The sequence below is a fragment of the Runella defluvii genome, from assembly GCF_014195535.1.
GTDB classification, from domain to species: domain Bacteria; phylum Bacteroidota; class Bacteroidia; order Cytophagales; family Spirosomataceae; genus Runella; species Runella defluvii.
The window spans coordinates 247,955-259,938 of sequence record NZ_JACIBY010000002.1; the positions used below are offsets into that span (position 1 = coordinate 247,955).

Consider the following 11,984-nt stretch of genomic DNA (forward strand, 5'->3'; position numbering starts at 1 on the left):
TTACACCAAAAAAAGTGCAAAAATTTTCATTATTCATAGCGTAAAGCTTCGATAGGGTCTAAGCGTGAGGCTTTTATCGCTGGATAAATTCCTGAAAGAATTCCCACTACAACGCACACCAATATCCCCATCATCATCCAAAACCACGGCACAATGAAACTTGCATTCTGGCTGATGACCTTGGCGATGATATTTCCGACGATAATTCCTAAGATAAGTCCACCGATTCCCCCCAAAATACACACCACAATGGCTTCCATCAAAAACTGCAAACGAATCAGCCGTGGGGTTGCCCCTAGCGACTTTCGGATACCTATTTCGCGCGTTCTTTCTGTTACCGATACGAGCATGATATTCATCAACGCAATGGCCGCTCCCAATAACGTAATAATGCCGATTCCAAAGCCTCCCATGCGCAAGTAACCCGATATTTCTTCAAAGTTTTTGGCCAGTGCATCGGCGCTTTCTATTTCAAACGAATCAGGCTTCCCAATTAGGTCTTTTCGCACTCGCCGCATGATTCCCCTAGCCTCTCCCATGATGAGTTCTTGGTCTTCCATGCTGTTAACAGATGTCGTAATATCAAAAGTCAATTCGCGGTTTGCAGCCAATGCTCGGCCATTTTCAAGAGGCACCAACAGCACACGGTCATCTCCTCCTCCCGTCAATGAACCTTTTTTGTCCAGTACGCCCACTACTTTATATTGATTCCCTCGAACGATAATTTCTTCGTTGATTGGACTTATTTTGCCCTCAAACAGTTTTTGAGCTATTTCCGAACCAATAATAATCACATTAAGACCATTGTCTAGGTCTGTTGGGGAGAAATTACGGCCATTCACAAGCTTATAGCCCTTAATCGCCATATAGTTATCATCAATGCCAACGACGCGCGTATTGGGGTTGGTTTTGATGGATTTGTATTTGACTTGTACAGCACCGCTAATATTCGACGAAATCGACACTTGGGCATTATACGTGTCTTTGATTTCTCGTTTGTACTGATTAGCCTGACGGTAGGTAATCGAGGGATAATCTTTAGAGCGCATTCCTCCGTTTCTTCGGCGAAAAGGCTGCGGGCCTCGGATGTCAAAAGTATTGGCTCCCAAATCGGCGAAACTATTATTCACCGAACTTTGCATTCCATCAATGGCCGTCAGAATCCCCACCAGCGATGTAATACCAATGGCAATAATCAGCGCCGTCAGGACAGTCCGAAGCATGTTTGATTGAATAGAGCGAAGTCCTTCACGAAAGTTCTCAATAAGGTTCATGGCAATGGTTGATTCTGCACGATTTTTGCAATATATTCGTTATTACAAAAGTCATTCTGAAAATTTAAATCCACAAACCGATGAAGCGGTTCATCCTACCACTTATCATTTTTTTGGGCGTAGTACACGGGGCTTGGGCCTCTAAGATTCTGATTCCGATGGATGAATCCCAAAAAAACCACCTTAAATCGTACGGACTGGCGTACTGGGTCTTGCGCACCTACGATACTGAAATTGACTGGCTTCTCAACTACCGAGGAGGCAGTTTTATGATGGATTGGAACCAGCGAATCATCAACGAAATGGTCGTCCGTGGAATCTCGTACGAGGTGATTTCTGACGCGCAAGGAAGCGGTATTCTAAGCGAAATTGCCCAACCTGATGCCAACATGGACAACGTAAAGCTCCACAAAGCCCCCAAAGTGGCCGTGTATTCGCCTAAAACCAAACAACCTTGGGACGACGCCGTCACCCTGGTGATGTCTTACGCCGAAATCCCTTATGATATTGTCTATGACGACGACCTCATGGAGGGCAAACTGTCGGAATACGATTGGCTACACCTTCACCACGAAGATTTTACGGGACAGTACGGTAAGTTTTTTCACTTCCGCGACTACCCTTGGTACCGCGCGCAAAAGCGAGAAGCGGAGGATATTGCGGCAAAATGGGGATTTTCTAAGGTATCTAAACTCAAACTAGCCGTGGCTAAAAAAGTACAAGAGTACGTAGCAGGTGGCGGATATATGTTTGCCATGTGCAATGCCACCGACACGTACGATGTAGCTTTGGCTACTCAAAATACCGACATTGCAGACGTGATTTATGACGGGGACCCTACTGACCCCACTGCCCAAAAGAAGCTAGATTTTAGCCAGACGTTTGCCTTCCAAAACTTTCAAGTTGTGACCAATCCGTACGAAATTGAGTTTTCGTCGGTCGATAGCCAACCCAACGAACGGGGCATGACCGAAGCCAACGACTATTTTACGTTGTTTCAGTTTTCGGCCAAATGGGATCCCGTTCCTACCATGTTGACACAAAACCACCAACAAATCATCAAAGGGTTTATGGGTCAAACCACCGCTTTCAAAAAGCAGTACATCAAACCAGAAGTGATTATTTTGGCCGAAAATCGTGCAGCGGGTGAAGCGCGTTACATTCACAGTACGTATGCCAAAGGATTTTTTACGTTCTACGGTGGCCACGACCCCGAAGATTACCGCCACGAAATCAATGAAGAACCTACGGATTTAAACTTACACCCTAACTCAGCAGGGTACCGTTTGATTTTGAACAACATTTTGTTTCCCGCGGCCAAAAAGAAGAAGTTGAAGACGTAGTTTTGGGTCGATGGTCAATAAAAAAAAGACATTCCAAGTTTCAAAAACTTGGAATGTCTCCCTCTTAATAGCCTTCTGTGGACTATCGACCACCAACCATGGACTAACCACTACCTATTTTTTCCCAAAGGCGGCGCGCATTTTTATCTCGGTCAATTTCCGTTTGGTATCTAAAGTAAAGTCACCTTTCATCATCCAATCGTAGTAACTAGGCTCTTGCGCCAACACATCTACTACTCGTTTCCCATTGTGCTTTCCAAAGTTGATAACCTCTTCGCCTTTTGAGTTATAGGCCATTCGATTGGCAAAATCTACAATTTTTGCCGCTGTCAGGTTATGCAATGCCTCTACATCATTTTGTACAGGCTCATACAACTCCCCTTTGTCGTTCTTGATTTTCACCCCAGCGTATCGCTCCACTTGAGCGCACAACACCTCAAACGTAGCCACCGTATCAGCGTGCGCACTATGGGCATTTTCGAGGTCTTTGCCACAATAAAACTTATAGGCTGCCGCTAAGTTGCGCGGTTCCATCATGTGAAAAATACGCTGCGCATCCACCAATCGGCGGTTTTTGATGTCAAATTCGACGTCGGCACGCAAAAATTCTTCCACCAACATCGGCACATCAAAGCGATTGGAATTAAATCCTGCCAAATCGCAGCCCTGCAAAAACTGCGCGAGCGTTTTGGCAAAGTTTTTAAAGGTTGGACAGTCCTTCACGTCTTCGTCATAAATCCCGTGAATAAGGCTTGATTCGAGCGGAATTGGGACGCCAGGATTGACTAGAAAGGTTTTGCTTTCTATCTCACCATTAAGGAGTGCTTTCACCACACTGATTTCCACAATGCGGTCTTTTTGGATATTTACCCCTGTTGTTTCTAAATCGAAAAACGCCAAAGGTTTTCTAAGTTTGAGATTATGTGCCATTCAATAAGGAAGCTTGAAGCCTCAAAATTACTATTTAATTCAAACAATTCAGCTTGCATCTTCTACCTTTGCCGTCTTGTTTAGACGATCATCAGCCGACAAATAGCCAAAATCAGAATAGAATGCGCAAGGAAATCAGTGAAACCATTAAGTTAAGTATCCCTATTATTATTGCCCAACTTGGAGTAACACTCATGGGAATGACCGACAACCTAATGGTAGGCCGCTATCTTGGCGCCGTACCACTTGGGGCGGCGGGCTTGGCCAATTCGTTATCATTTTTGATGTCAAGTATTGGCGTTGGTGGTTTGGGCGTAGTGGCGGCATTGATTTCTCAGGCAAAAGGTCAACACAACACCGCCGAAATTGGAAAGCTCTTCAGAGCAGGTCTTATCGTTTCCCTCATTCTTGGAATAGGGCTGGGATTAGCGGGTATGCTCATAGGCATCGAATTACACCTTTTTGGTCAAACCCCCGAAGTAACCCGCCTTACCAAGCCATTTTTGTACATTTTAAGCGCCTCCACACTTCCACTGCTCGTATTTGTCGCTGCGCGTCAGTTGGCCGACGGGCTTTCGCTCACGCGGGTGGCTATGGCAGTTACCGTCTCTGCCCTGATTTTCAACGCTTTTTTCAATTGGATATTCATTAATGGCATTGGTTTCTTTCCAAGAATGGGGCTCAACGGCGCTGCTTTCGCAACGCTTTTGTCGCGTATTTACATGGCGGTCGCTATTTTGGTTTATATCTATAAAAGCAAAAACTTCACGCCATACCTCACGGCTTCCCATCAGCAGGCACTAGGAAAATTGATAAAGAAAGTTTTTCAACTGGGGATTCCCGTTGGGTTTCAGTTTTTCTTTGAAATTGCCGCTTTCTCCCTGGCGGTAGTCATTATTGGCTGGCTGGGTGAAAACCAACTTGCCGCCCACCAAATCGCCATCAATATGGCCTCTACGACGTACATGATGGCAACGGGCATTGCCTCCGCGGGTGCTATCCGCGTGGGGAGGGCTTATGGCGAAAAAAATCCGTTCAAGGTCAAACAAGCGGGTACTGCGGCCCTGCTTCTTACCATTGCTTTTATGGGTGTTTGGTGCGTTACGTTCCTTACTTGCAACGAGTTTTTAGTTTCGCTCTATCTCAAAGATAATGCTGAGGTAACAACCATCGCAGCCACGTTGATGATTTACGCGGGCTTTTTCCAGTTGTCGGACGGCGTACAAGTAACGGCTTTGGGGGCGCTACGGGGGCTGACAGACGTCAATGTGCCAACGGTTATCACGCTCATTGCGTATTGGGTCATTTCATTGCCGCTGAGTTATTTCCTTGCGTTTACGTTCAAAATGGACGTAGAAGGGGTTTGGGTTTCGTTATCGGCGGGGTTAACTTTCTCGGCGGTTTTCCTGACGATTCGTTTTTACCGAATATCGACAAAGGTTATGCCTCGCTGAGGCAGGAAAGAGGGCTAAAATTACTATATTTGGCATTCCTAAATCGTCATTCATCAACTCGTCATTCCCTCCCCACCTTGTATGAAATTCCGTTCCCTGTTTTTGCTCTTGTTGGTTGTTACCAACGTTCTTTTTGCCCAAAAGAAAACGTCGAAAGTACCCGCGCCTACCCCGTTTGAAAGTTTCGATGGGTTTGTGAATCGGATGCTGACCGAATGGAGAGTGCCAGGGGCCTCGGTGGCGATTGTGAAAGATGGCAAATTGCTGTATGCCAAGGGATACGGCCTCAAGGACGTTAAAAATAACTTACCAGTTACTGAAAACACGCTCTTTCCCATTGCCTCGTGCAGCAAATCGTTCACTTCGGCGGCATTGGCGATTCTGGCCGATGAAGGAAAGCTTGACTGGAACAAACCCATCAAAGAGTATTTACCCGATTTTCAACTGGCCGACGAATACGCCACCCGAACCATCACCGCTCGGGAATTGGTATCGCACCGTACGGGATTGCCTCGCCACGATTGGACGTGGTTGTACGCCAACCTCGACCGACAAGCGCTTTACCAACGTCTCAAGTTTTTGCCCTTGTCAAAACCCGTTTTTGCCCAATACCAATACAACAACCTCATGTACATGACGGCGGGTATTTTGGTGGAACGCCTTTCGGGAAAAAGCTGGGAAGATTTTGTCCGCGAAAAAATCTTGACGCCTTTAGAAATGAATCAAACGGTATTGACCTACCCTGAGCTTTTTACGAGCAAAGACTATTCGTTGTCGTACCGCGATAACAACGGTCAATGGGTCGAGCAAGGTTTTGGTAGTAACGTCGATGCGATTGGTCCAGCGGGCTCTATCAAGTCGAGTGCTACAGAGATGGCCAATTGGCTTTTGATGCAATTAAGCAAGGGAAGTTTTGGGCAAAAACAAATCGTATCCGCCGCCAATCTCAAAGAAAATCATACCCCCCAAACCATCGTTGCACCCGCCGAAGTTACATTTAGCGAACTTGGGTACGCAAGCTACGGCATGGGCTGGAGTATCAACACCTATCGTGGTCATTTGCGATTGGCCCACAATGGCTCCATCGAAGGGTATCGCTCACAGATGACCTTTTTTCCCAATAACAACCTCGGCGTAGTGGTCTTGACCAATACAGGATTTGCGGATTATTATTTTGTCAATGCCATTAGTAACTACGTTTCTGACCAATGGCTGGGTCTTTCGATTATCGACTGGTCGCCGCGCCTAAAAACAGCTCAAGCCGAAGCCAAGGCAAAAACCGATAAAGCGAAAGCTGACAACGCCGCCAAACGCAAAACCGACACCCGTCCTTCTCACCCTGCGGAAGCATATAGCGGCGTTTATACACACCCTGCCTACGGCAGCATCACGCTCGAAGCCCGCGGAGAAAGCGACTACGTAGGAGCATTTCATGGATTATCATTTCGTTTGCAACATTATCATTACGATGTTTTTGAAGGAACGGGCACGTTTGACCAAAGCAAGTTTGAGTTTAAAATCGACTCCCAAGGAGCCATCGACCGTATGGTTGTTGGGATAGCCAACGCGGGTGATATTGAGTTTAAAAAAGTATCTCCCCCCGCTAAGTAGCTCACTGCCTGCATCCTTTATATCCTCCTACTAATCCATTTATTTCACCGTTTATCCAATTTTCGTAGAGCGAGCAAACATTGTTTTGTAACCTTGAACTGAAAATCCCGATACAGCGATGAAAAAATGGTTACTCGCCTTTGCGCTGGGTTTTAGTGCATATACCCAGGCTCAACAAAAATATACCCTCCAACAGTGCGTTGGTATAGCGTTGGAAAACAACTTGCAACTGAAACAACAGGGACTTCAGGTGCAATCTGGCCAAAATACCCTCGACCAATCGAAGTGGCAGAAATTCCCTACCCTCAATTTAAGCGCCAACCAAGGTTTACAATCGGGACGTAACATCGACCCTTTTACCAACCAATTTGTGGAGCAAACGGTCAATTTTTCAAGCTTCCAGTTAAATACAGGTGTCAATCTGTTTAATGGGTACCAACTTAAAAATACCATTAAGCAAAATCAGCAAAACCTTCAGGCGCTGCAAAAAGACGTTGAAAGCAATCGCAACGCGCTTATTTTGAACGTGGCTACGTCGTATCTCAACGTACTTAATAACCAAGAGCAATTGGAGTTTGCCCGTCGCCAAGCCGAAACAACGCGGTTTCAGTTGGAACGTACCGAGAAATTGGTAAAAGCAGGTTCGTTGCCCGAAATCAACCTATACGATATTCGTTCGCAATTGGCCAATGATGAGTTGTCGATTGTCAATGCGCAAAACAGCATCGAAATTGCGAAATTGACCCTCAAGCAATACCTCAATTTGCCCGCCAGCGACAATTTTGACCTTATCCCTATTAACCTACCGCTTCCCTCAACGTCAGCGCCTTATGATGCAACGTTGGAGCAAGTTTATAATGCCGCCATCAAATACCTACCTGATATGGAAGCAGCCACGCTTCGGATTGAAAGTGCCAAAACAGGCATTGAGATTGCGCGCGGTGCCAAACTGCCCTCGTTGTCGCTCGGTGGAGGTTTAAGTTCGTCTTTTTCAAGTGCCGCCCCTAAACAACGTTTTGTAGGCGACGGAGGGGCTTCTAGGGTCGTGGATGTTCCTTCGACAACCAAGTACGTTTCTTATGCTGGATTTACCGTTCCTGTGATTGAAAAAACAACCATCCCGAGCGGGTCAATTCAAAACTTTGGGTACCTCGACCAATTAAGCTTCAACCGCAATGCTTCGTTGTCGCTATCGCTTCGTGTACCGATTTTCAACGCTTATCAAGTAAGGTACCGCATTGCGAATGCCCAAATTCAGCAGAAAAATGCCGAATATCAATCCCAAATTGTGCGTAACCAAGTACGTCAAACGATAGAGCAAGCCTATTACACCATGCTCAACGCCGCCAAACGCTACGAGGCTACGGCCAAGCAAATCGAATCGTTGGAGTTGTCGTTCAAAGCCGCCGAGGCCCGCCTCAATGCGGGAGCCATCAACGCCGTTGAATACAACATTTCAAAAAACAACCTCGACCGCTCGCGGGCAAGCCTTGTTCAGGCCAAATACGAGTACATTTTCCGTACCAAGATTTTGGATTTCTACCAAAACAAACCATTGTCACTTGAGTAGTAAATCCCCTCTTTTCCTAACCGCATCAACCGAAACCGAACTGACTAAAATCAAAACTTTATCGTAGGCCATGGCACAAAAATCTTCTTCAAAAATATGGTGGATACTCGGAGGCGTTGTCGTTGCCCTCGGTGCAGGACTGTTTATTGCCAAACAAGCTGGATGGATTGGCAAAGTAAAGCCCACCGAAGTAGAATTTACCAAAGTAAAACGCTCTGACATCATTGAACGCGTAAGTGCGTCGGGAAAAGTTCAGCCAGAAATAGAAGTAAAAATCAGCCCTGACGTTCCTGGAGAAATCATTGGCTTGTACGTCGAAGAAGGCGATTCGGTCGTAAAAGGCCAATTGTTAGCCAAAATTCGCCCCGACAACTACGAAGCGCTTTTGGCACGTTCGCAGGCGTCGGTCAACTCAAGTAAGGCCGAAGTAGAACGTTCAAAAGCATCGCTTGCCCAATCGAATGCCCAGTTGATTCGTGCTAAAACAGAATATGAACGTAATCAGAAACTACTAGCTGACAAAGTGGTAGCAGAAGCTGATTTTCAGCGCAGTGAGGCCGACTATCGCGTGGCACAACAAAACGTAGAAGCGGCTAAAGCTGCCGTTGAAGCATCAAAATTTAACGTACAAAGTGCCGAAGCAGCACTCCGTGATGCGGCAGAAAACTTGCGCAAAACCACCATTTACGCCCCCCAAAGCGGAACTGTTTCAAAACTAAACGTAGAACTAGGCGACCGTGTCGTAGGAACCTCCCAAATGGCAGGTACCGAAATGATGCGTATTGCCAACCTCAACAACATGGAAGTTCGCGTGGATGTTAACGAAAACGACATCGTGCGAGTCAATTTGGGCGATACCGTTGAGATTGAAGTTGACTCCTACGCTGACCGTAAGTTTAAGGGGATGGTCACTGAAATTGCCAACACAGCCAACGGCGTCGGAACGGCCACAGCCGCTTCTAACTCTGCGGATGCCGTCACTGAATTTGAAGTAAAAATCAAGATTCTGAACTCATCGTATCGTGATTTGATGGCTAAACGTGCCAAAAAATCATACCCTTTCAAACCAGGAATGACTGCCGCCGTTGAAATCATTACCGAACGTAAGTTGGGCGTTTTATCAGTACCAATTTCGGCCGTCACAACCCGTGGAAAAGAAGATGAAAACGGCGAGAAAAAAGAAGGTGAGGAAGCTCCTGCTTCGTCAAACAACAACGAATCCAAAGCGAAGAAAGAAGAGAAGTTGAAAGAGCTAGTTTTCATCAACGACAAAGGCAAAGCGGCTACGCGTGAGGTAGTAACTGGCATCAGTGATTTTGAAAACATTGAAATTATTTCAGGGCTTAAAGAAGGAGAAGAAATCATTTCTGGGCCGTTTATCGAAGTCTCCAAACGCCTTAAAGCAGGTACGTTGGTAGGCAAAAAGGTTGAAAAGAAAAAAGACGCAAAAGACACGAAGCAAGAATAAGCTCACGTCGTTTAGGTACTTTATTTTAAAGGTTTCCGTCCAATGGAATGTTCTTCAAAAGAGCATTCCATTTTTTATTACAAGGGTATTCTCCATTAAAAACATAGGGTTTTACGGCAGCTTTATCATTTTTTAAGGGAAAGTACTTAAATTTGCCTATTCTCCTATTTCCCCTAACCTATGCGTCTTACAGTCAGTTTTTTAGTTTTTTTGGCAAGTTTGTATTCCTCCTCCCTCTGGGGACAAACCGAATTCCGTCTTGGCGTCGAAGTTCGAGACAAATACACCAAGCGTCCGCTTGTGCCGATTGTCTCGGTTTTGGCCGTCAATACCGAATCCGAATTACCAGGCCAAATGGTCAATGATGCTTACGTTGTCAAAGTAAATCCAGGCACTCAATATCAAGTATTTGTTGCTTTTCAAGAGTACAAAACCTACCGCCAAACGCACACGTTTGAGGCGGGGGCTCCTTCCTCCACAGGCTATTTTCCTTTTGTGATTGACCTCGAACCACTCAATCCCCCAAAAACATTTGCGGTGGCCACAACTACCAATGCTGGGCATACCATCTTAGTAATTGACAAAGCACAGCGCTCTGTCGTTGCCAAGGCGGTAGTCACCATCAAAGACGAACGAAGTGGACAATTTATTACCGCCAAAAAGAATCCTAACGTTGGAGGGAGCTGGCTGGCTGAGTTAAAAGATACTGAGCAATATACCCTCGAAGTCAGCGCTCCCGAGTATGAAACTTACAAGAGTTCGCTAAAAATTAAAGCAGGGGAAGCCACGGAAGTGGTTCTTAATCGAATCCCCAAACAAGAGCTAAAATTTGTTGCCATTGACGCCCTTACCAACAAACCCGTAGCGGCACAATTTAAGCTTTCGGACGAAATAAAAGAAAGCTATACAGGTACCACCAAAGCAGATGGAGAACTGTTTAACCCCACCGTAGTCGTTCAAAAACAACCTTATAATCTGTCAGTTACTGCCAGCGGTTACCGACGTTACGAATCAAAACTTTCGATTACAACCACCTCCTCCGCTCCCGCTACTCCACAAGTAATTAAGCTCTCAAAAGTAGATGTTATCCTAAAAATTAGAATCATTGAAGAACAATCTGGACAGCCAATCGTGGCCAACTTACGGGTGATTGACCAAGCCGATAAACGTGCCATTCTGAACATTAAAGGAACACCAGAAGGACAAGCTGTCACGCCCATTAGCCCTGGTCGTCAATACATTATTGAAGCAGAAGCCAAGGGTTTTATGTCGTACCAACAACCGCTGGATAAAGTACTCCCACTCCTGACGGAAACAAGCGACTTAACCGTCAAACTGGCTAAAATCGACGATACTTACCTCAGCCTCACCGCAACTGACGCCAACACAGGACAACGTATCCCAGCCATTTTTAAAATTACGGCCTCCCTCACCGAACAAACGACGGAAGTAAGAGGAACAACCTCAACCATTGCCAAACATAAAATAAAAGAACCTGATATTTATAAAATTGAAGTTGTTTCAAATGGTTACCAATCGGTTACCCACGACCTTGATGCCGAAGAAATGAAGGTAGGTCAAGTGTTTTCGTACGAAGCCAAACTTACACCCAACGCGGCCAAACCTGCCGCCTCGCCTTCACATGTATTCACGTTTAAAGTGTTAGATGCCCAATCGCGACGAAGTATCCCTAATCTCCGTTTTCGCGTCACCAGTATTGCCACTCAGAAAGCGATTCCTGCCAAGGTGAGATATGCCTTTGTGACCACCCAACTTTTCCTCGACCAAGCCTATTTGGTGGAAGCCGAGGCCGACGGCTACGAAATGTACTCCATGCGTATCGACGCGGGTGATTGGGCCAAAAGAGGCGAATACCTGACCAATGTTTCGTTGATTTCTCACAAAAAAGCCGCCGCTAAGGGCAAACCTGTTGTAAACGAAAAAATCTTTGACAATATCAAAGCAGGCCAAACGCTGACGATTGAAGATAATGTTTACTTTGACCAAAGTAGCTATATCTTACGGCCAGAAGCTTACGGCCAACTAAACCGCCTAGCGGCGATTATGGCAAAAAATACTGACATTAAAATCGAAATCGTAGGCCATACAGACAATATAGGCGACCCTAGGCTCAATCAAACCCTTTCGGAGCAACGCGCCAAAGTAATCGCCAACTACCTTATCAATCAAGGTGCGACCGAAGCCAACATAGCCCACCGTGGCGAAGGCCAAAGCAAACCCATTGCTCCCAATGATTCGGAAGAGAATCGCCAACGCAACCGTCGGGTACAGTTCCTGATTAAATAACAGCCTTCAAGCATGTCTTGCCCAAGG

General features: G+C 45.9%; 8 protein-coding genes. 6 read left to right on the top strand and 2 right to left on the bottom strand.

Annotation, left to right across the window (positions count from 1 at the left end; translation table 11 throughout):
- Window positions 1–29: 29 nt before the first annotated feature.
- Complete coding sequence (locus FHS57_RS05810; protein WP_183971946.1) at window positions 30–1,274, bottom strand: ABC transporter permease; 1,245 nt, start codon at window positions 1,272–1,274, stop codon at window positions 30–32.
- Between the two features lie 80 nt (window positions 1,275–1,354).
- Between FHS57_RS05810 and FHS57_RS05815 the strand changes: the two genes are divergently transcribed.
- Window positions 1,355–2,617 (top strand): asparagine synthetase B, encoded by a 1,263-nt coding sequence (locus FHS57_RS05815; protein ID WP_183971947.1) that lies wholly within the window; start codon window positions 1,355–1,357, stop codon window positions 2,615–2,617.
- Between the two features lie 114 nt (window positions 2,618–2,731).
- Here the strand turns inward: FHS57_RS05815 and FHS57_RS05820 are convergent, their stop codons facing one another.
- Entirely contained in the window at window positions 2,732–3,547 is an 816-nt protein-coding gene (locus FHS57_RS05820) for a 3'-5' exonuclease (protein ID WP_183971948.1), read from the bottom strand.
- Between the two features lie 122 nt (window positions 3,548–3,669).
- Between FHS57_RS05820 and FHS57_RS05825 the strand changes: the two genes are divergently transcribed.
- The 5 genes from FHS57_RS05825 (at window position 3,670) to FHS57_RS05845 (ending at window position 11,957) form a co-directional block, all read left to right on the top strand.
- Window positions 3,670–5,001: an MATE family efflux transporter gene (locus FHS57_RS05825; RefSeq protein WP_183971949.1), complete on the top strand. Its 1,332-nt coding sequence runs from the start codon at window positions 3,670–3,672 to the stop codon at window positions 4,999–5,001.
- Between the two features lie 81 nt (window positions 5,002–5,082).
- Entirely contained in the window at window positions 5,083–6,612 is a 1,530-nt protein-coding gene (locus tag FHS57_RS05830) for a serine hydrolase (protein WP_183971950.1), read from the top strand.
- Between the two features lie 118 nt (window positions 6,613–6,730).
- On the top strand, window positions 6,731–8,182 hold the full coding sequence (locus FHS57_RS05835) for a TolC family protein (protein WP_183971951.1): 1,452 nt from the start codon (window positions 6,731–6,733) through the stop codon (window positions 8,180–8,182).
- A 70-nt stretch (window positions 8,183–8,252) separates the two neighbouring features.
- A complete protein-coding gene (locus tag FHS57_RS05840) occupies window positions 8,253–9,650 on the top strand; it encodes an efflux RND transporter periplasmic adaptor subunit (protein ID WP_183971952.1) in 1,398 nt (465 codons plus the stop codon).
- Window positions 9,651–9,830: 180 nt separating this feature from the next.
- Window positions 9,831–11,957 (top strand): OmpA family protein, encoded by a 2,127-nt coding sequence (locus FHS57_RS05845; protein WP_183971953.1) that lies wholly within the window; start codon window positions 9,831–9,833, stop codon window positions 11,955–11,957.
- Window positions 11,958–11,984 lie beyond the last annotated feature (27 nt).

Coding starts and splice junctions, on each gene's coding strand:
- FHS57_RS05810 (WP_183971946.1), bottom strand. CDS start 1,274: ATGAACCTTATTGAGAACTTTCGTGAAGGACTTCGCTCTATTCAATCA.
- FHS57_RS05815 (WP_183971947.1), top strand. CDS start 1,355: ATGAAGCGGTTCATCCTACCACTTATCATTTTTTTGGGCGTAGTACAC.
- FHS57_RS05820 (WP_183971948.1), bottom strand. CDS start 3,547: ATGGCACATAATCTCAAACTTAGAAAACCTTTGGCGTTTTTCGATTTA.
- FHS57_RS05825 (WP_183971949.1), top strand. CDS start 3,670: ATGCGCAAGGAAATCAGTGAAACCATTAAGTTAAGTATCCCTATTATT.
- FHS57_RS05830 (WP_183971950.1), top strand. CDS start 5,083: ATGAAATTCCGTTCCCTGTTTTTGCTCTTGTTGGTTGTTACCAACGTT.
- FHS57_RS05835 (WP_183971951.1), top strand. CDS start 6,731: ATGAAAAAATGGTTACTCGCCTTTGCGCTGGGTTTTAGTGCATATACC.
- FHS57_RS05840 (WP_183971952.1), top strand. CDS start 8,253: ATGGCACAAAAATCTTCTTCAAAAATATGGTGGATACTCGGAGGCGTT.
- FHS57_RS05845 (WP_183971953.1), top strand. CDS start 9,831: ATGCGTCTTACAGTCAGTTTTTTAGTTTTTTTGGCAAGTTTGTATTCC.